Origin of the sequence: Anoxybacillus sp. LAT27 (assembly GCF_022030075.1) — a bacterium.
Taxonomy (GTDB): Bacteria; Bacillota; Bacilli; order Bacillales; family Anoxybacillaceae; genus Anoxybacillus; species Anoxybacillus kestanbolensis.
Genome location: NZ_JAIWYK010000445.1, coordinates 66,873 through 87,605, shown reverse-complemented (window position 1 = coordinate 87,605; position 20,733 = coordinate 66,873). Strand labels below are relative to the sequence as shown.

The following is a 20,733-nucleotide window of genomic DNA, read 5'->3' as shown; positions in this document are numbered from 1 at the left end:
CATGATGGAGGAGCGTCTCATTTCAAGCGCAGCTGACTATGATGACGCATCGCTTGAATACAGTCTTCGCCCGAAACAGTTGCGGGAATATGTTGGACAGCAAAAGGTAAAGGAAAATTTAACTGTATTTATTGAAGCGGCGAAAATGCGCAGGGAGACGCTTGATCACGTGTTGTTGTACGGTCCACCAGGGCTTGGAAAAACAACGCTTGCCGCGATTATCGCAAACGAAATGGGGGTACAATTGCGTACAACAGCGGGACCAGCGATTGAGCGGCCCGGCGATTTAGCCGCAATTTTAACAACGCTTGAACCTGGTGATGTGCTCTTTATTGATGAAATTCATCGTCTGCCGCGAGCAGTAGAAGAAGTGTTGTATCCGGCAATGGAGGACTTTTGTTTAGATATTGTCATCGGTAAAGGACCAGCTGCTCGTTCTGTCCGCCTCGATTTACCACCATTTACGCTCGTAGGGGCAACAACAAGATCTGGGGCGCTTTCTGCCCCGCTTCGTGACCGCTTTGGTGTATTAAGCCGTTTAGAATACTATACCCCTGAGGAGCTTGCGCATATTGTGAAGCGAACAGCGCACATTTTTGCAGTACAAATCGAGGAAGAAGCCGCGTTTGAAATTGCTCGTCGTTCACGGGGCACACCGCGCATCGCAAACCGACTGTTGCGACGTGTACGCGATTTTGCCCAAGTGCGCGGTGATGGGACGATCACGTTTCTTTTAGCGAATGAGGCGCTCGAACAATTGCAAGTCGATCGATTAGGATTAGATCATCTTGACCATAAACTATTAAAAAGTATGATGGAAAAATTTCGCGGTGGGCCTGTCGGATTAGAAACGCTTGCCGCAACGATTGGGGAAGAAGCACAAACGATTGAAGATGTATATGAACCGTATTTGTTACAAATCGGTTTTTTACAACGAACACCGCGTGGACGAATCGTTACACCGCTTGCATACCATCATTTTGGAGTGGAGGTGCCGCAATGACGAACCTACCAAAAACAATCATGCTTATTGGTGTCGTTCTTATCATCGTCGGTTTTTTGATGCAATTTATTAAACTTGGTCGTTTACCGGGGGATATTGTTATTAAAAAAGAAAATGCCACTTTTTATTTTCCGATTATGACGTCAATCATTTTAAGTGTTGTTTTATCGCTTATTTTTTATATGATTGGCCGTTTTCGTTAATACAATAAAGAAAGGGACGCGAATATGAAAATCGATTTATTTGATTTTTATTTACCAGAAGAACTCATTGCACAAACCCCGCTTCCGAATCGTGAAGCATCACGCCTTATGGTGCTCGATAAAAAAACAGGCGAAGTGACACATGAGCCAACATTTCGTTCTATTTTATCGTATTTGAAAGAAGGCGATTGCCTTGTTTTAAACGATACGCGCGTATTGCCAGCCCGACTATATGGAGAAAAAGAAGAAACAGGGGCGCATATCGAAGTGCTTTTATTGAAACAGCTCGATGGCGATCAATGGGAGACGCTTGTCAAGCCAGCGAAGCGTGTAAAAGTTGGAACGATCATCTCATTTGGTGACGGTCGTTTACGTGCGGAATGTGTCGCGGAGCTCGAACATGGTGGACGCATTCTTTCGTTTTCGTATGATGGTATTTTTCTTGAAGTGCTTGAGTCGCTTGGCGAAATGCCGCTTCCTCCTTACATTAAAGCACAACTTCATGACCGCGAACGATATCAAACGGTTTATGCTCGTGAAGCAGGATCAGCTGCGGCTCCGACAGCAGGGTTACATTTTACAGAGCAACTTCTTGAAGATGTACGGAAAAAAGGGGTACATCTCGCCTTCATTACGTTGCACGTCGGATTAGGGACGTTTCGTCCTGTGAATGTAGAAAACATTGAAGAACATGATATGCATGCAGAGTTTTATCAAATGTCAGAACAAACTGCGCAATTGCTGAACGATGTAAAAGCAAACGGCGGACGTATTATCGCTGTTGGGACGACTTCAACACGCACGTTGGAGACGATTGCATCCCGTCACGATGGAACGTTTTTCGCTGAAAGCGGTTGGACGGACATTTTTATTTATCCGGGTTATACGTTTCGTGCAATTGACGGCATGATTACAAATTTCCATTTGCCAAAGTCGACGCTCATTATGCTCGTTAGTGCGCTAGCAGGTCGAGAGCATGTGTTGCGCGCTTATGAAGAAGCAGTAAAAGAGCGTTATCGGTTTTTTAGCTTTGGCGATGCAATGCTCATTATATAAGTTGAGAAAGGGGACTATATGTGACACCAATTCGTTACGAACTCATTAAAACATGTAAACAAACGGGGGCGCGCCTCGGTATTCTTCATACGCCGCACGGCTCGTTTGAAACACCGATGTTTATGCCTGTCGGTACACTCGCGACTGTAAAGACGCTTTCACCTGAGGAATTGAAGGAAATGGGAGCAGGCGTCATTTTAAGTAACACATATCATTTATGGCTTCGACCAGGGCATGATATCGTCAAAGAAGCAGGCGGGCTCCATTCCTTTATGAATTGGGATCGCGGTATTTTAACGGACTCTGGTGGATTTCAAGTATTTAGTTTAAGTGAGTTTCGCCGCATTGAAGAAGAGGGTGTATATTTCCGAAATCATTTAAACGGCGATAAATTATTTTTATCACCAGAAAAGGCGATGGAAATTCAAAATGCGCTTGGATCTGATATTATGATGGCGTTTGACGAATGTCCACCGTATCCTGCTACGTATGAGTATATGAAGCGGTCAGTTGAGCGAACGAGCCGTTGGGCGGAGCGGTGCTTAAAAGCGCATCAGCGTCCGAATGAGCAAGGACTATTCGGCATTGTGCAAGGCGGGGAGTTTGAAGATTTGCGCAAACAAAGCGCGCAAGATTTAGTGTCGCTCGATTTCCCAGGATATGCAGTCGGCGGCTTGTCCGTTGGTGAACCGAAAGAAGTAATGAATCGGGTGTTAGAGTTTACAACGCCATTATTGCCAGCGAATAAACCGCGTTATTTAATGGGAGTTGGCTCGCCAGATTCTCTCATCGATGGGGCGATTCGCGGTATCGATATGTTTGACTGCGTACTACCGACGCGCATTGGTCGCAATGGGACAGTGATGACAAGCGAAGGTCGCGTCGTCATTAAAAACGCCAAATATGCGCGCGATTTTACACCGCTTGACCCGAATTGCGATTGTTATACTTGCCGTAATTATACAAGGGCGTATATTCGTCATTTAATTAAATGCGATGAGACATTCGGTATTCGCCTAACCTCTTACCATAATGTGTACTTTTTGATAAAATTAATGGAGCAAGTGCGACAAGCGATTCGCGAAGATCGCCTTGGCGATTTCCGAGAACAGTTTTTTGAACAATACGGTTTCAATAAGCCGAATGCGAAAAACTTTTAGAAAGGGGTGAAAATATGGAGACGTTAGCAAGCTTATTACCGCTTATTTTATTCTTTGCGATTTTTTACTTTTTGCTTATCCGCCCGCAACAAAAACGCCAAAAGGCTGTTCAACAAATGCAGGCAAATTTGCAAAAAGGAGACAAAGTCATTACGATTGGCGGATTGCATGGCATCATCGATTCACTTGATGAAAATACGGTCGTTATTCGCGCGGGCGACGGTTCGCGCCTTACATACGATCGTGCGGCTATTCGCGAAGTCGTCAATGAAAAATAAGACAGGTTTGTTGCCTGTCTTATTTTTATGCGCTTCGTGAGCGAGATGTCGCTACGTTGACGCCGATCATTCCGCCAATGATGGCTGTGATGAGAAACCCAGCATGGTATCCCCATTGTTCAATTGAAAACGTTTGATCCATGCCGAGAAATTGAAATAAAAAAATGATGGTTGTAAAAATGACACCCGTTGCCCCGCCAAGCATCCAGCCGCGTGTTTTCCCTTTTCCTCCAGCAATAAACCCACCAAAAAACAATGATAAAAATGCAAAACCGTGCATCACCCATTGCAATGATGTTTCGTCATAACTTGTCAACTTCAACAAAAGAGCAAATATAAAGCTGCATATGATAGCACTTATAAAAATTGTTATAACCCCATAAAAAATAGCACGAATCATTCGTAACCCTCCTTCCTGCATTTAGTACAAACATATTCGGTTGTCTATTTGTTTAGAATAAAAACGTAGCAACAAACGAGGAGGATGAATGTGGAGTACGTCACGATTATTTTTCGAACGTTACTATTGTACGGTGTCATTTTATTTATTTTTCGTATGATGGGAAAGAGAGAGATCGGGGAGTTAAGTATTTTAGACTTAGTTGTGTTTATCATGATCGGGGAAATGGGAGTCATGGCGATTGAGCAGCCGAAAGATCCGATTTTTCACACGCTCGTGCCGATGATTGTATTGACAACCGCTCAAATGGCTTTTGCGTATTTTTCTTTAAAAAGTGAAATGTTTCGCCGCCTCGTCGATGGATCACCGACGGTCATTATTAACAACGGAAAAATCGATGAAAAAGCGATGCGAAAGCAAAGATACAATTTTGATGATTTACTTATTCAGTTGCGGGAAAAAAATATTAAAAACGTTGCTGATGTCGAGTTCGCCATTTTAGAGCCGTCTGGTAAACTGTCTGTATTTGAAAAAGAAAAAGGAAAAAAGAAAACACCGTCTTTAGCGTTGCCGCTTATTAAAGACGGCGTCATTCAAGAAGAACATTTAGCGCTCATCAATCGAACAGCTGCATGGTTAATCGAACAACTAAAAAAACGTGGATATGAGCAGATCGATCACATTTCGTATTGTACATATGAAGATGGAACGTTTTATATTGATGAAAAAGATGAGTGATTAACGAAATAATTGGCGAAACTCATCTTTTTCAATGAGCCGAAACGATTGAGCAAGAGCGAGATATACGAACGCCATAACTGTGATTGCGACAATTGTTTTTGTAAGCAATGAAAATGGTAAAAGCGGAACGATCCAATGTCCAACTGTTCCAACAGAAACGATGACGAGAAAATGGGCGATGTATTGTTTAACGTATAAAGAGAGTGATATAGCTTTCACGATCGTTGCTGCATGTAATAATGTAACAACCATGATGCCAACGGTGATGGCGAGCGCAGCCCCCATAATGCCGAGCGATGGTTGAGAGGCGAGCCAAAAAATAAGTGCTGTTTTCACGATGGCACCGATCAAACTATTTGTCATCGCCTCTTTCGCTAAGTCGAGTGCCTGCAACACAGCTTGCAGTGGGCCTTGCAAGTAATAAAAGATGAAAAACGGAGCCATCACTTTCACAAAAATTGCAGCTCCATTCGCACCATACATCAATTGCATTATTTCTTCCGCCAATACGTACAACACAACAATCGATAGCCCTCCAGCTAAAAGGGATAGCCGCACAGCTTGATGCAAACGATACTCGATGAGTCGGTGTTGCTTTTGAGCAGCCGCTTCACTAATAGCCGGAACGAGTGAAGTGGCGAGCGCATATGTAATAAATGATGGAAGCATTAAAAGGGGCAGGGCGTATCCAGTCAGCTCCCCATATTGTTTTGTCGCATGGGTTGCAGTGATGCCAGCAAGCGCCAAACTTTGTGCCACGACAATTGGTTCAAAAAACCAGGCAATTGATCCAATCATGCGGCTCCCAAGCGTAGGTACAGCAATGCGCATAAGTGAAACGAACGTATCCTTTCCTTCCTTTACGTAAGCGAAAAAGCGATAACGAATGCGAATCGGCTTTTTTCGTTTAAACGTAATGAATAAATAAACGAGCGATACAAACTCCCCAACGACCGCAGAAATCATCGCCCCTGCTGCGGCATATTCGATACCATACGGCAAAAAAGCGGTTGTAAAAGTAGCGATAAGCGTAATGCGGACCGCTTGTTCAAGCAATTGAGAATACGCATATGGTTTCATTTGCTGTCTCCCTTGAAAATATCCACGCAAAACGGAAGATACAGCGACGATTGGGACGACGGGAGCGATCGCCACGAGCGGATAATAAACGCGTGCATCTGTAAATAACGTTTGAGAAAGAACAGGCGCAATGGCAAGTAGAGCTGGAAAAAAGATCATACTTAAAACAATTGTAATGGATAAAGACACGACTAATATTTTTTTTACTTTTCGTCTGTCGCCCACCGCTTCTGCTTCGGCGACAAGTTTTGAAATGGCGACAGGGAGGCCGAACTGTGTAATCGTAATGGCTAATACAAGTGTCGGAACTGCCATCATATATAAACCGACGCCTTCTTCACCAATGAGACGAGCAACGACGATGCGATTAATAAAACCGAGTATGCGCGTCAACAATCCTGCAACAATTAAAATGATCGTTCCTTTCAAAAATTTGGACATGTTCCTCCCTACCTTCTCAAATGAGGTCATCTTTTATACAATGAAATATATGCACATGTTGGCCAAGCATGACAAAATGGGGGAGATGAATGTGGATCGAAAACAATTAATGCCAGCGCTACAAAGTAAAGTAGATGAACTAAAACTGCTCGGTTATGAGCAAGCGACGATTGAAGATGTATGGAATTGTTTGATGGTGAAAAAATGGAAAAAAAACAAAGAAGAAAAGCGGCTGTTTGAACTTGTTAACGACATTTTATCATTGCGTGCAAGTGATTACATGGCATATGTCGTTCAAAAGGAACAAAAACATGATCATTGGTTTACAGAAGAAGGGCTCTCCGAGTTAGAACAATTGTTTTAATTGTTCGTTTGGAAATTGACAGAAAGTGTACTGTCATTCATAATTTGTTTTGTTGGTAAAAATTCTGGCAGATGCCAGAATAGAGGAGGATTTTTATGGTAAAACGTAGTCGCATCATTGCTTTTTTCCTTCTTGTCGTTTTACTAGGCGGCATGATGGGAACAACAGCGGAGAAAATTGTAAAAAACATTAAACTCGGTTTAGACTTGCAAGGTGGCTTTGAAATTTTATATGAAGTGAAGCCGACAAAAGAAGGAGAAAAAATTACGAAAGACGTGTTGCTTAGCACAGTTAGTGCCCTAAATAAACGCATTAACGTGCTTGGGGTGAGCGAACCACGCATTGACGTAGAAGGAAACGATCGTATTCGCGTTCAATTAGCAGGAGTGAAAGATCAAAATAAGGCCCGTGAAATTTTATCTACAGAGGCGAAGTTAACATTTCGCGATGTACACGATAACGTATTAATGGATGGGAGCGACCTCGTTGAAGGGGGCGCGAAACAAACGTTTGATGATAAAGGGAAACCAAGCGTTGCCATTCAATTAAAAGACGCCAACAAGTTTAAAGAAGTGACACAAAAAGTATTAAGCATGGCACCGAACAACGTGCTTGTCATTTGGCTCGATTTCGAAGAAGGTGTTGACTCATATGCAAAAGAAGTAGGAAAAGAGCATCCGAAGTTTATTTCGGCAGCACAAGTGAACGAAGTGTTCAACCAGACAGATGTTTCAATCGTTGGAAATTTCACTGTTGAAGAAGCAAAACAATTAGCTGATTTATTAAACGCCGGAGCGCTCCCTGTTGAGTTAAAAGAAATTTATTCAACATCGGTCGGTGCGCAGTTCGGTGAACAAGCGTTACAAAAAACGATTTTTGCTGGCATTATCGGCATTGCCCTTGTCTTTTTGTTTATGCTCATTTTTTATCGTCTTCCAGGAATTGTTGCTGTCGTTACATTAAGTGTATATATTTATGTGATCTTACTTGTTTTCGATTGGATGAACGGTGTATTGACGCTACCGGGCATTGCGGCACTTATTTTAGGTGTTGGGATGGCAGTCGATGCAAACATTATTACATACGAGCGCATCAAAGATGAATTAAAGCTCGGAAAATCGCTCATGTCAGCATATCGCATCGGTAATCGCGGTTCTTTCGGCACGATTTTAGATGCAAACATTACAACAATCATTGCCGGTGTTGTTTTGTTTGTGTACGGGACGAGCTCTGTTAAAGGATTTGCGACAATGCTCATTATTAGCATTTTGGCGAGCTTTATTACAGCGGTATATGGCACGCGTGTATTGCTTGGTTTATTGGTGAAAAGCCGTTTATTTGATAAAAAACTACATTACTTTGGCGTCAATCCGAAGGACGTGTTAGACATTGCGAAAGTGACAGATGATACAGATGTGCCGACGAAGTTTGCACGTCTTGATTTTGTGAAACGAAGCAAACTATTTTTCATCATTTCAGGGGCCATGTTTGCTATCGGGCTTGTATTATTGCTAACGGCTAAATTAAATTTAGGAATCGATTTCTCTAGTGGTACGCGCGTTGATTTAATGAGCGAAAAATCATTAACGACCGAAGAAGTGAAGCAAGAGTTAAAACAATTACAACTCGAACCGAAAGATATTGTCCTGTCTGGCAATAACAACGAAATGGCGATTGTGCGTTTTCTCGGGGTACTTGATCAAAAAGAAATTTCAAAGTTAAAATCGCATTTTAAAGAAAAATACGGGGTAGAACCGAACGTAAGTACCGTATCGCCGACAGTCGGAAAAGAATTGGCGCGCAATGCGTTTATTTCCGTACTCATTGCATCTATCGGTATCATCATTTACGTAACGGTTCGCTTTGAAATGTATATGGCGATTGCGGCTATTGTTGCGCTATTGCATGATGCGTTTTTTATCATCGCCTTCTTCAGCTTAACACGTTTAGAAGTTGATTTAACATTTATCGCTGCTGTGTTAACGATCGTAGGTTATTCCATTAACGACACAATTGTCACATTTGACCGCATTCGCTATTTGATGAAAAAGCGGAAAGTAAAAACGGTTGACGATTTAAAAGATGTCGTCAACAAAGCATTACAACAAACATTCGGACGCTCTGTAAATACGGTTTTAACCGTTATGTTTACCGTTGTCGCACTTTTATTGTTCGGTAGTGAAGCGATTCGCAATTTCTCATTCGCATTGCTTGCTGGTTTAATTTCCGGCACATATTCTTCGCTTTTCATTGCTGCACAGCTGTGGCTCATTTGGAAAGCAAAGCAATTGAAAAAAGGAAAGCAAAAACGCGACCAACTAGAAGCAGAACCAGAAGTATAACGTCGTGGCGCATGCCGCGACGTTTTTTCGTGGCGTGAATAGGATACACTAAAAAAAACAAAAGGGAAAGGAAGCGAATGGGGTGAATGAACAAGCGCGCTTTCGCCAAGCTCAATTTGCCGCGATGGTTGGTGTTGTTGGCAACGTTGTTTTAGCAGTTATCAAAGGATGGATTGGGATGATCGCAAACAGTAAGGCGCTTATGGCTGATGCGGTACATTCCGCTTCTGACGTAGCAGGCTCACTTGCGGTATGGATTGGGTTGCGGGCGGCAAAACAACCGCCTGATGACGATCATCCGTATGGACACGGGAAGGCGGAATCGATTGCTGCCATTATTGTCGCGGTTTTGCTTTTTCTCGTCGGAATAGAAATTGGAACATCTTCTTTTTCTTCATTTTTTCACCCGATTGAACCGCCGAAAATGATAGCTGTATATGCGGTCATCTTATCCATCATCGTAAAAGAAGCGATGTTTCGCTATAAATATGCGTTAGGGAAAAAAATTAAAAGCGATGCGATTATCGTTAATGCGTACGAGCATCGTTCGGATGTTTTTTCTTCGATTGCTGCATGCATTGGCATTGTTGCCGCGATGTTAGGTGAAACATTACATGCACCATGGCTCGTTTATGCAGATCCCGTTGCAGGGCTATTCGTTTCGCTCCTCGTTTTAAAAATGGCGTGGCAGTTAGGAGCAGAGTCGATTCATCATGCGCTTGATCACGTGTGGCACGAAGAAGAGACGGTGAACTTGCGCGAAGCGGTTTTGTCATTTTCTGAAGTGAAACGCATTGATTCACTTTATGCTCGTCAACATGGGCATTATGTTGTTGTCGATTTAAAAATTGCTGTGTCACCACATTTAACAGTTTTAGAAGCGCATGAGATCGGGAAAAGGGTGAAAGAAAAGCTACTGACGTTTCCGCAAGTGCATAATGTGATGGTGCATATTAATCCGTACGATGAACAATGAATTGCCCCTCAGCCTATTGTTTTGTATAATAAAAAGGTTGAGGGGTGAATGACATGTTAGCATCGAAAACTCGTTGGAATATTCAACAAGTAAACGAGCAACAAGTGCAAATGATTGCGCAAGCGCTACATATCACTCCGCTCGTTGCTTCATTGCTTGTTAGCCGCGGCTACCATACCGTTGAAGCCGCTCGTTCTTTTTTTGAGCGAAAGCAATCGTTTCACTCACCATTTTTATTAAACGATATGGAAAAAGCGGTTGAGCGAATAGAGAAAGCGATTACAAACGATGAACATATTCTCGTTTTCGGTGATTATGATGCCGATGGAGTAAGCAGTACAGTCGTCATGGTCAGCGCATTACGAGAAAAAGGAGCGAATGTGTCTTTTTACATTCCGAATCGTTTTACAGAAGGATACGGACCAAATGAACAAGCGTTTCGGCTAGCAAAACAACAAGGTGTTTCGCTTATCATTACAGTCGATACAGGCATTTCTGCTTTACATGAAGCCAACGTAGCGAAACAGCTTGGGATCGATTTAATTATTACCGATCATCATGAACCTGGTCCGGTACTACCGGAAGCGTACGCAACGATCCATCCGAAAATAAGCCCGAATTATCCGTTTAAACATTTAGCTGGCGTCGGCGTAGCATTTAAGCTTGCTCATGCGCTTATCGGGCGCGTGCCGTATGAATGGTTGGACGTTGTTGCAATCGGGACAATTGCCGATCTCGTTCCGCTTCAAGACGAAAACCATTTACTCGCTCGATTGGGCATTGAACAATTTCGTCAAACGAACCGTCTCGGTTTACAGGCACTTTGTAAACAATGTGGCGTATCACATACAGCTGTGACAGAAGATACGATTGCTTTCATGATCGGTCCGCGCGTTAATGCCGCCGGACGTCTCGATTGCGCTGATCCAGCTGTTCAGCTGTTGTTGACGACAGATGCACACGAAGCGGACATGCTAGCGGAGCAAATTGATGCAATGAACCGCGAACGTCAACAACTTGTTAACGAGATAACCGAAGAAGCGATTCAACTTGTCGAGCAACATTATAGAGATGATCGTGTATTAGTTGTGGCGAAAGAAGGATGGAATGTCGGTGTTATTGGCATTGTGGCATCTCGTTTAGTCGAAAAGTTTTATCGTCCGACGATCGTGTTAAGCATTGATCAAGAAAAAGGAATAGCCAAAGGATCAGCGCGAAGTATTGAGGGATTTGACTTATTTGCGAACTTGTCAAACTGTCGCGATATTTTGCCGCATTTTGGCGGGCATCCGATGGCGGCCGGAATGACGCTTTCTTTTCATGATGTAGATGAATTACGTCGTCGCCTAAACGAAGCAGCGGAGCAACAATTAACGGACGAACATTTCATTCCTATCACTCACATCGATTTATGTTGCTCCATCCCAGACGTTTCGCTTGAACTTATCGAACAAATGAATCGGCTTGCACCGTTTGGAATGGGGAATCCGAAGCCGCGTGTCCTTTTCCAACATGTGCAACTCGATACGTTGCGAAAAATTGGAACGGATCAAAACCACTTAAAATTGTTGTTAACGGAAGACGGAAAAACGTTAGAAGCGATCGGATTCGGTTTTGGCAACATCGGTGACGAAATTGCACCGAACGTTCGTCTTTCGATCGTAGGAGAACTTGCTATTAACGAATGGAACAACTTTCGAAAGCCGCAGTTAATGATTCAAGATATAGCAGTGAATGAGTGGCAATTGTTTGATATGCGTCACATTCGTCATCCAAGTAAGTTCATGGCGTTGCTACCGAAAGAAAAGCGGTTATTGATCGCTTTTCATCGCGACACAGTAGACGCATTGCAATTGTCGGCATATGCAGATGAAATTGTATATGTGTCGAACGAACAAGAGGCGATAATTGATGTAGGTGGAAAGTATATTGTTTTTCTTGATTTGCCTCCGTCACAGCAAATCGTTAAAGTTTTATTAAGTTGTAGTTTACCTGAACGCATTTATGCGTTATTCTATCAAAGGGAGAATCACTTCTTTAGCGTATTGCCAACGCGTGAACATTTTAAGTGGTTATATTCCTTTTTGCATAAGCGTAGCCCGTTTGATGTGCGGCGTTACGCTGATGACTTAGCTCGCTCGCGCGGATGGACAAAAGACACGATTTTGTTTATGATTCAAGTGTTTAAAGAGCTTGGCTTTATAACTGTTGAAAACGGAATCGTTTCTTTAGCTCGCGATGTCCAAAAACGGGATTTAACGGAATCGCCTTCTTACCGATTGAAACAAGCGCAGGCAGAGCTCGAGCATATGTTTTTATACTCATCTTATTCCCAACTGAAACGTTGGTTTGATTCATTGTATGAGGAGGAAAATGTCAATGGATTTAAAACAATACGTCACGATTGTTCCTGATTTCCCAAAACCAGGCATTCAATTTAAAGATATTACAACAATTATGGATAAAGGGGAAGTGTACAAGTACGCAACAGATCAAATCGTCAATTACGCACGTGAAAAGAAAATTGATGTCGTTGTTGGACCAGAAGCGCGTGGTTTTATTATCGGTTGTCCAGTTGCTTATGCGCTCGGTGTTGGATTTGTCCCTGTCCGTAAAGAAGGAAAATTACCTCGCGAAGTCATTCGTGTCGAATACGGTTTAGAATACGGCAAGGACGTATTAACGATGCATAAAGATGCGATTAAGCCAGGACAGCGCGTTCTTATTACAGACGACTTGCTAGCGACAGGTGGCACGATTGAAGCGACGATTAAGCTCGTTGAACAGCTCGGCGGCATTGTCGCGGGGATTGCATTTTTGATTGAATTAACATATTTAGAAGGTCGCGAAAAATTAAAAGGATACGATATTTTGACGCTAATGCAATTTTAATGAAGGAGGGGCAAAACGCTCCTCTTTTTCACATCGTTGCTCTTTACATTTGAAAAAATTTTCATGATAATATTGTAAATACGTTTAAAATAAAAGGTGATTGCATGGCAAATGAACAAGTATTAACGGCGGAACAAGTTATTGAAAAGGCGAGCCGTTATTTGTCGAAAGACGACGTACAGTTTATCGAACGGGCATATGAATTTGCGAAAGAAGCGCATCGTGAGCAATATCGGAAGTCTGGGGAGCCGTATATCATTCATCCAATTCAAGTGGCAGGGATTTTAGTCGATTTAGAAATGGACCCTGCGACAATTGCGGCTGGATTTTTACATGATGTCGTTGAAGATACACATGTGACGAAAGAAGATTTAGAAAGAGAATTCGGAAAAGAAGTAGCGATGCTCGTTGATGGTGTAACGAAGCTCGGAAAAATTAAATATAAATCGCATGAAGAACAACAAGCAGAAAATCATCGCAAAATGTTTTTAGCAATGGCGCAAGATATACGAGTCATTTTAATTAAGTTGGCGGACCGTTTGCACAACATGCGCACATTAAAACATTTGCCGATCGAAAAACAACGCCGAATTGCGAATGAGACGCTTGAAATTTTTGCGCCGCTTGCCCATCGGCTTGGAATTTCAAAAATTAAATGGGAGCTTGAAGATACAGCGCTCCGTTATTTAAATCCGCAACAATATTATCGCATCGTCAATTTGATGAAGAAAAAGCGGGCAGAACGTGAGCAATATTTAGAAGAAGTCATCCAAGAAATGCGTGCACGGTTACAGGAAGTCGGGATTCAGGCCGAAATTTCTGGACGTCCAAAACATATTTACAGCATTTATCGGAAAATGGTTTTGCAAAATAAGCAATTTAACGAAATTTACGATTTGCTTGCTGTGCGCATCATCGTCGAAAGCATTAAAGACTGTTATGCGGTACTCGGGATCATCCACACATGTTGGAAGCCGATGCCTGGGCGTTTTAAAGATTATATTGCCATGCCGAAGCCAAATATGTATCAATCGCTTCATACGACCGTTGTAGGACCAAAAGGCGAACCGCTTGAAGTGCAAATTCGGACGTTTGAGATGCATCATATTGCGGAATTTGGAATTGCTGCCCATTGGGCGTATAAAGAAGGAAAGACGATTCGACCAAATACGTTTGAAGAAAAACTAGCATGGTTTCGCGAAATTGTTGAGTGGCAAAACGAAACGAACAACGCCGAAGAGTTTGTCGAAACGTTGAAAATGGATTTATTTTCCGATATGGTGTTTGTTTTTACGCCAAAAGGTGATGTCATTGAGCTTCCAGCCGGTTCGGTGCCGATTGATTTTGCGTATCGCATTCATTCAGAAATTGGAAATAAAACGATTGGGGCAAAAGTGAACGGAAAAATGGTGCCGCTCGATCATCCGCTTCAAACAGGAGACATCGTTGAGATTTTGACGTCCAATCATTCATATGGCCCAAGTCAAGATTGGTTAAAAATCGCCCAAACATCACATGCGAAAAATAAAATTCGCCAATTTTTCAAAAAGCAACGCCGTGAAGAAAACGTTGAAAAAGGAAAAGAGCTTGTCGAAAAAGAAATTCGCAACATGGGTTTTGATGTCAAAGAAGTGCTCACTGTTGAAAATATGAAACGGGTAGCGGAAAAATTTAATTTTGCTAACGAAGAAGATATGTATGCTGCTGTTGGATACAACGGCATTACAGCTGCCCAAGTTGCGCATCGTCTAACAGAAAAGTGGCGGAAACAACGCGATTTAGAAGAGCAAGCGAAACGCTTATCGGACATGCTGCAAGAGGCGAAGACAATTACTCCAATGAAAAAGCGCGATTTTGGTGTATGCGTGGAAGGAGTAGACAATTTACTTATTCGTCTGTCACGCTGTTGCAATCCGGTGCCTGGTGATGAAATTATCGGTTTTATTACAAAAGGACGTGGCGTTTCTGTTCATCGTGCCGATTGCCCGAACGTGCTTGTTGAAGAAGCAAAAGAGCGACTTATTCCTGTGCAATGGGAGAGCGGGGCAAACTGTCAACGGGAATATACAGTCGACATCGAAATTACTGGATATGATCGACGTGGCTTGCTGAACGAAGTGTTGCAAGCTGTCAATGAGACGAAAACGAACATTTCTGCTGTATCTGGAAGAACGGATCATCGTAATAAAATGGCAACGATTCATATGACGATTTTTATTCATAACGTAAGTCATCTTCAAAAAGTGGTGGAGCGCATTAAACAAATTCCAGATATTTATTCAGTTAGACGGATCATGAATTAGAAAGGGTTGTCGCCATGAGAGTTGTCGTTCAACGCGCAAAAGATGCAAAAGTCACAGTAGCTGGCGAAGTAGTCGGAGAAATTGATTTTGGGCTCGTTTTGTTAGTTGGCATTACGCATGATGATACGGAGGAAGATGCAGCATTTGTTGCCGATAAAATTGCTCATTTGCGCATATTTGAAGATGAACACGGAAAAATGAACGTATCACTTATAGATGTTGGCGGAGCGATTTTATCAATTTCGCAATTTACGCTGTACGGAGACTGTCGCAAAGGAAGAAGACCGAACTTTATGGATGCAGCAAAACCAGAACACGCGAAACACATTTATGAGGCGTTTAATGAACAATTGCGTCAAAAAGGAATTCGTGTAGAAACAGGTGTATTTGGTGCCATGATGGATGTAACGTTGACGAACGTCGGTCCTGTGACGCTCATCGTTGAAAGCAAATAAAAACCGTGCTCGCATGTGGACGAGCCCGGTTTTTTCTTATCCTCGTGCTAAATGTTTTTTTATTTTTTGTACGTCACGGAGGGTAAGGCCGAATTCAGAAGCGAGTTCAAACGATGTGAGCTCATTTTCTTTTTGAATAAATGAATGAAAATCGACGTGCATAAGTGGGGATTGTGAATGAATAAATTCCCCTTTTTCACTATGGCGCATGATCAATCTCCTTTCGCATCAAATGTCTTTCGTATTATTCCCAATTTTTCTACCTTTTCATTCAAAGAAGGATTTTGTTTATTTGTGAAGAAATAAAGTAGCGACCATTGACAACGTAGGAGGATGTACAGCATGAAAAAAACGTTCATGGCTTCATTGTTCATTTGTTGTTGTTTCTTGATGATCTTTCAAACAGCATCAGCAGCAATGAACGTGCGCATCGTTGTTGACCGATTAAACGTACGAACAGGTCCGGGATTGACATTTCCGGTGCAAGGAAAAGTAGCGAAAGGAAAGCAATATGCTGTCGTTCAAAAGCGAGGGGAATGGCTGCAAATTCGGCTCGCTTCGAATCGGACAGGTTGGGTGTACGGCAAATACGTGCAAATGCAAAACGAACAGATGGAAAAGAAAAAACAAATACAACAACTTGTTGTATGCCAAGCAGACGGATTACGACTTCGTAAAGGACCAGGAACGACGTATGCGATCATCGGGTATGTCAATCGTAACGAAAAAGGAACGGCAACGATGATACAAGGGGATTGGATGTATGTGCGTTGGGATGGAAAAGAAGGTTGGGTGCATCGCTCATACATAGCAAATGTTGAAAAAAACACAGAACAAAATAAAGAACAAAATGCAGAACAAAATGCAGAACAAAATACATACGTCCAAATGTTATATGACAATACAAATATTCGTTCTGCTGCTTCAACACAGTCCTCTATCATTACTAAAGCAAAACGTGGCGACCAGTTTGCAGTCATTCGAAAAGAAGGACGATGGTACGTCATACAAGTAGATGCACAAACGATCGGTTATGTCGCAGAATGGATCGTTCAAGTAACAAAGAAACCTACGCCTTCTCAAAAAACGATTGTAGGGAAAACGATTGTCATTGACGCAGGGCATGGTGGAAAAGATTATGGGGCGACTGGAGTCAACGGAACAATTGAAAAAATGTTAACGTTACAAACGGTATTGTTGTTAGGTGAAAAACTAAAGCAAATGGGGGCGAACGTCATTTTCACACGCGAAGATGATCGCTTTTTATCGCTTAGTGAGCGTGTCTACATAGCGGGGAAACATCAAGCAGATGCGTTTATTAGCATTCATTACGATAGCGCATTAAACCGCACGGCAAGTGGTTTAACGATATATTACTATAAATCAATTGATCGTTCGCTCGCTAATGCGATGTTTGATCCGCTGAGCCGTCTAACAGGCATTCAGCAACGCGGGGTTCGAAGTGGCAATTACCATGTGTTGCGCGAAAATAGTCGCCCTTCTGTATTGCTTGAACTTGGCTATTTAAGCAATCCGAATGAAGAGTTGTTTGTTATGTCACAAGACTATCAACAAGCAGCGACAGAGGCGATTTGCAATGGATTGCTTCAGTATTTCGGAAAATAAGGCCATCTTGACAAATGGTTTGTTCGTACGTAATATAAAAAGAAAATTCAACATCTCGCCGATGATGGAGAAAAGTAGTTAAGAGTACACATGGCCAGAGAGGAAATGCCGTAGGCTGGAAGCATTTCTCCATGATGACTTAACGAACGAACACTCCGTAGGTTTCTCTTTGAACGCGTCAGTCAGTAGGAGAGAACGCTTTCCGGGCGTTATCGGATGAAAGTGGAAGCATGCGCTTCAACTAGGGTGGCACCACGGGAACTCGTCTCTCGTCCCTAATTTATTAGGGGTGGGAGATTTTTATTTGCATAAAAACTGAAGGAGGGAAACATATGTCATTTCAAATTCCGCGCGGAACGCAAGACATTTTGCCCGAACAAGCAGCAAAATGGCAATATATTGAACACATTGCGCGCGAACTTTGCCGTCGTTACAATTATCAAGAAATTCGCACCCCCATTTTTGAACATACGGAGCTGTTTTTACGCGGTGTCGGTGATACAACGGATATTGTTCAAAAAGAAATGTACACATTTGAAGATCGTGGCGGTCGAAGTTTAACGCTTCGTCCAGAAGGAACAGCAGCGGTTGTTCGCTCATTTGTTGAAAATAAAATGTATGGCTACCCGAATCAGCCAGTGAAATTGTATTACATGGGGCCGATGTTCCGTTACGAACGTCCGCAAGCAGGTCGTTTTCGTCAGTTCGTCCAATTTGGTGTCGAAGCACTCGGAAGTAACGATCCTGCGATTGATGCTGAAGTCATCGCTTTAGCGATGGACATTTACCACACGCTCGGATTGAAAAAGCTGAAACTTGTCATCAATAGTTTAGGTGATGTTGAAAGTAGAAAAGCGCACCGCCAAGCGCTCATCGATCATTTCCAACCTCGCATTCATGAGTTTTGTGATGATTGCCAAGCACGGTTACATAAAAATCCAATGCGCATTTTAGACTGTAAAAAAGATCGCGACCACGAACTGATGCGTACTGCCCCATCGATTCTTGATTACTTAAATGAACAGTCGCGCACATATTTTGAAAAAGTGCAAATGTATTTACAGAAACTTGGCATCGCATTTGAAGTCGATTCACGGCTTGTGCGCGGTTTAGACTATTACAATCATACGGCATTTGAAATTATGAGCGAGGCAGAAGGGTTTGGCGCCATTACGACGCTATGTGGCGGTGGGCGTTATAACGGTCTCGTTCAAGAAATTGGCGGACCGGAAACGCCAGGGATCGGATTCGCTTTAAGCATTGAGCGCTTGCTTGCTGCATTAGAGGCCGAGGGTATTTCGTTACCGATTTCAGAAGGAATTGACTGTTATGTTGTAGCTTTAGGTGAACAAGCGAAAGAAGAAGCGGTTGCGCTCGTTGCTGCGCTACGTAAAGAAGGCATTTCGGCAGAAAAAGATTATCAAGATCGAAAAGTGAAAGCACAGCTTAAAGCCGCAGACCGTTTACATGCGACGTATGTTGCAATTTTAGGTGAAGATGAATTGCAAAAAGGTGTCATTAACGTAAAACATATGGCAACGGGAGAGCAGCAAGAAGTGCCTCTTGACACATTTGTTTCACATATGGAAAACGTATTGAAATAGGAGGGGAAAGTATGTTCGGAAGGACGCATTATTGTGGAGAAGTAACAAATATGGCGATCGGTCAAACGGTGCGCTTAAAAGGATGGGTGCAAAAACGTCGCGATCTCGGAGGGCTTATTTTTATCGACTTGCGCGACCGTACAGGTATTGTGCAAATTGTATTTAGCCCAGATGTGTCAAAAGAGGCGTTGCAAGTAGCAGAAACAATTCGTAGCGAATACGTGTTAGACGTAGAAGGAACGGTCGTTCAACGGGAAGAAGGACAAGTTAATCCGAATTTACCGACTGGAACAATTGAAGTGCATGCGACGCACGTGACGATTTTAAGTGAAGCAAAAACGCCGCCGTTTCCGATTTCAGATAAAACAGATGTATCTGAAGACGTTCGCTTAAAATATCGCTACTTAGATTTGCGTCGCCCGGTGATGTTCCAGACGTTTCAAATGCGCCATCAAGTAACGAAAGCGATTCGCGACTTTTTAGACGAAGAAGGCTTTTTAGAAGTAGAAACGCCAATTTTAACGAAAAGTACGCCAGAAGGGGCGCGCGATTACTTAGTTCCAAGCCGTGTACATCCAGGCGAGTTTTATGCGTTACCACAATCGCCGCAAATTTTTAAACAATTATTAATGGTCGCTGGCTTTGAACGATACTATCAAATCGCTCGTTGTTTCCGCGATGAAGATTTACGTGCTGATCGTCAACCAGAATTTACACAAGTCGATATTGAAACATCGTTTATGAGTCAAGACGATATTTTAGCAATGATCGAGCGAATGATGGCGCGCGTCATGAAAGTCGCAAAAGGAGTCGACATCTCTATTCCGTTCCCGCGCATGTCATACGATGAAGCGATTGCGCGTTACGGTTCGGACAAGCCAGATACGCGTTTTGGGCTTGAGCTTGTTGATTTATCCGAGCAAGTGAAAGATTGCGGGTTTAAAGTGTTTGCAAGCGCGGTGCAAAACGGTGGACAAGTGAAGGCGATCAATGTGAAAGGTGCTGCGGATAAATATTCGCGTAAAGATATTGATGCATTAACAGAATATGTTGCTCGTTATGGAGCAAAAGGATTAGCTTGGTTGAAAGTTGAAGCAGACGGTTTAAAAGGTCCAATTGCTAAGTTTTTCAATGAAGATGAACAAAAACAAATGATGCAAACACTTGAAGCAGAAACGGCTGACTTATTGTTATTTGTCGCTGATAAAAAATCGGTTGTTGCCGATGCGCTTGGTGCATTGCGTTTAAAGTTAGGAAAAGATTTGCAGTTGATTGACGAATCAGCATTTCATTTCTTATGGATTACAGATTGGCCACTGTTTGAATACGACGAAGAAGAAGGTCGCTATTATGCGGCGCATCATCCGTTTACCATGCCTGTTCGTGAAGATGTGCCAAAGTTTGAAACAGACCCAGCAAGCATTCGTGCACAAGCGTACGATCTTGTGTTAAACGGATATGAGTTAGGTGGAGGTTCACTCCGTATTTTCGAGCGGGATATACAAGAAAAAATGTTTAAAACGCTCGGTTTTACTGAAGAACAAGCGCGTGAACAGTTTGGCTTTTTGCTCGAAGCGTTTGAATACGGTACGCCTCCACATGGGGGAATTGCGCTTGGATTAGACCGGCTTGTCATGTTGCTTGCGGGGCGTTCGAATTTACGTGATACAATTGCCTTCCCGAAAACAGCGAGCGCGAGTTGCTTGTTAACGGAAGCGCCAAGTGCAGTTAGCGAAGAGCAATTAGAAGAATTACATTTGCGAATCAAAGACGTTCAAAAAGTAGACTAAATTTGTAACGTTGCAAATA

General features: G+C 42.7%; 19 protein-coding genes and 1 other annotated feature. Of the genes, 16 read left to right on the top strand and 3 right to left on the bottom strand.

Going from position 1 to position 20,733, the window contains the following annotated elements:
- Positions 1–4 precede the first annotated feature (4 nt).
- Genes ruvB through yajC form a run of 5 tightly spaced genes read left to right on the top strand, consistent with a single transcriptional unit; the run spans position 5 to position 3,700 of the window.
- Positions 5–1,003, top strand: coding sequence for a Holliday junction branch migration DNA helicase RuvB (ruvB, locus tag LD028_RS16055; protein ID WP_237812350.1), 999 nt, complete (start codon positions 5–7; stop codon positions 1,001–1,003).
- Complete coding sequence (locus LD028_RS16050) at positions 1,000–1,206, top strand: DUF2905 domain-containing protein (protein ID WP_237812349.1); 207 nt, start codon at positions 1,000–1,002, stop codon at positions 1,204–1,206. The genes ruvB and LD028_RS16050 overlap by 4 nt, the downstream gene beginning before the upstream one ends.
- Before the next feature lie 24 nt (positions 1,207–1,230).
- Complete coding sequence (gene queA / locus LD028_RS16045) at positions 1,231–2,262, top strand: tRNA preQ1(34) S-adenosylmethionine ribosyltransferase-isomerase QueA (protein ID WP_237812348.1); 1,032 nt, start codon at positions 1,231–1,233, stop codon at positions 2,260–2,262.
- A 20-nt stretch (positions 2,263–2,282) separates the two neighbouring features.
- A complete protein-coding gene (gene tgt, locus LD028_RS16040) occupies positions 2,283–3,422 on the top strand; it encodes a tRNA guanosine(34) transglycosylase Tgt (protein ID WP_006320469.1) in 1,140 nt (379 codons plus the stop codon).
- Between the two features lie 14 nt (positions 3,423–3,436).
- Positions 3,437–3,700, top strand: a complete 264-nt coding sequence (yajC, locus tag LD028_RS16035) for a preprotein translocase subunit YajC (RefSeq protein WP_077429381.1) — start codon at positions 3,437–3,439, stop codon at positions 3,698–3,700.
- Between the two features lie 25 nt (positions 3,701–3,725).
- On the opposite strand, the gene LD028_RS16030 is transcribed toward yajC, so the two are convergent.
- The gene (locus LD028_RS16030) at positions 3,726–4,100 is read right to left on the bottom strand and encodes a TIGR04086 family membrane protein (RefSeq protein ID WP_237812347.1); all 375 of its coding nucleotides are present in this window, start codon (positions 4,098–4,100) and stop codon (positions 3,726–3,728) included.
- Positions 4,101–4,184: 84 nt separating this feature from the next.
- Between LD028_RS16030 and LD028_RS16025 the strand changes: the two genes are divergently transcribed.
- Positions 4,185–4,838: a DUF421 domain-containing protein gene (locus LD028_RS16025; protein WP_255706795.1), complete on the top strand. Its 654-nt coding sequence runs from the start codon at positions 4,185–4,187 to the stop codon at positions 4,836–4,838.
- Here the strand turns inward: LD028_RS16025 and spoVB are convergent, their stop codons facing one another.
- Positions 4,839–6,362: a stage V sporulation protein B gene (spoVB, locus tag LD028_RS16020; protein ID WP_237812345.1), complete on the bottom strand. Its 1,524-nt coding sequence runs from the start codon at positions 6,360–6,362 to the stop codon at positions 4,839–4,841.
- Between the two features lie 85 nt (positions 6,363–6,447).
- On the opposite strand from spoVB, the gene LD028_RS16015 reads away from it, so the two are divergent.
- From LD028_RS16015 to dtd, 7 genes are all read left to right on the top strand, one after another.
- Complete coding sequence (locus LD028_RS16015; protein WP_216366178.1) at positions 6,448–6,726, top strand: post-transcriptional regulator; 279 nt, start codon at positions 6,448–6,450, stop codon at positions 6,724–6,726.
- 95 nt (positions 6,727–6,821) lie between these two features.
- The gene (gene secDF, locus LD028_RS16010) at positions 6,822–9,068 is read left to right on the top strand and encodes a protein translocase subunit SecDF (protein WP_237812344.1); all 2,247 of its coding nucleotides are present in this window, start codon (positions 6,822–6,824) and stop codon (positions 9,066–9,068) included.
- An 82-nt stretch (positions 9,069–9,150) separates the two neighbouring features.
- Positions 9,151–10,044, top strand: coding sequence for a cation diffusion facilitator family transporter (locus tag LD028_RS16005; protein WP_237812343.1), 894 nt, complete (start codon positions 9,151–9,153; stop codon positions 10,042–10,044).
- Positions 10,045–10,097: 53 nt separating this feature from the next.
- Positions 10,098–12,458, top strand: a complete 2,361-nt coding sequence (recJ, locus tag LD028_RS16000) for a single-stranded-DNA-specific exonuclease RecJ (protein WP_237812342.1) — start codon at positions 10,098–10,100, stop codon at positions 12,456–12,458.
- On the top strand, positions 12,424–12,936 hold the full coding sequence (locus LD028_RS15995; protein WP_004889284.1) for an adenine phosphoribosyltransferase: 513 nt from the start codon (positions 12,424–12,426) through the stop codon (positions 12,934–12,936). The genes recJ and LD028_RS15995 overlap by 35 nt, the downstream gene beginning before the upstream one ends.
- A gap of 104 nt (positions 12,937–13,040) precedes the next feature.
- Complete coding sequence (locus LD028_RS15990) at positions 13,041–15,239, top strand: RelA/SpoT family protein (protein ID WP_004889286.1); 2,199 nt, start codon at positions 13,041–13,043, stop codon at positions 15,237–15,239.
- A 14-nt stretch (positions 15,240–15,253) separates the two neighbouring features.
- Complete coding sequence (gene dtd / locus LD028_RS15985) at positions 15,254–15,694, top strand: D-aminoacyl-tRNA deacylase (RefSeq protein ID WP_237812341.1); 441 nt, start codon at positions 15,254–15,256, stop codon at positions 15,692–15,694.
- Positions 15,695–15,730: 36 nt separating this feature from the next.
- On the opposite strand, the gene LD028_RS15980 is transcribed toward dtd, so the two are convergent.
- Positions 15,731–15,904 carry a hypothetical protein gene (locus LD028_RS15980; RefSeq protein WP_006320494.1) on the bottom strand — a complete coding sequence of 58 codons (174 nt, stop codon included), beginning with the start codon at positions 15,902–15,904 and terminating at the stop codon, positions 15,731–15,733.
- A gap of 132 nt (positions 15,905–16,036) precedes the next feature.
- Here LD028_RS15980 and LD028_RS15975 point away from each other — a divergent pair, with 132 nt between their 5' ends.
- The 3 genes from LD028_RS15975 (at position 16,037) to aspS (ending at position 20,714) form a co-directional block, all read left to right on the top strand.
- Entirely contained in the window at positions 16,037–17,320 is a 1,284-nt protein-coding gene (locus tag LD028_RS15975) for an N-acetylmuramoyl-L-alanine amidase family protein (RefSeq protein ID WP_237812340.1), read from the top strand.
- Positions 17,321–17,372: 52 nt separating this feature from the next.
- Positions 17,373–17,600 (top strand) — a binding site (T-box leader).
- A gap of 52 nt (positions 17,601–17,652) precedes the next feature.
- The gene (gene hisS, locus LD028_RS15970; RefSeq protein WP_237812339.1) at positions 17,653–18,924 is read left to right on the top strand and encodes a histidine--tRNA ligase; all 1,272 of its coding nucleotides are present in this window, start codon (positions 17,653–17,655) and stop codon (positions 18,922–18,924) included.
- A gap of 11 nt (positions 18,925–18,935) precedes the next feature.
- Complete coding sequence (aspS, locus tag LD028_RS15965; RefSeq protein ID WP_237812338.1) at positions 18,936–20,714, top strand: aspartate--tRNA ligase; 1,779 nt, start codon at positions 18,936–18,938, stop codon at positions 20,712–20,714.
- Positions 20,715–20,733 lie beyond the last annotated feature (19 nt).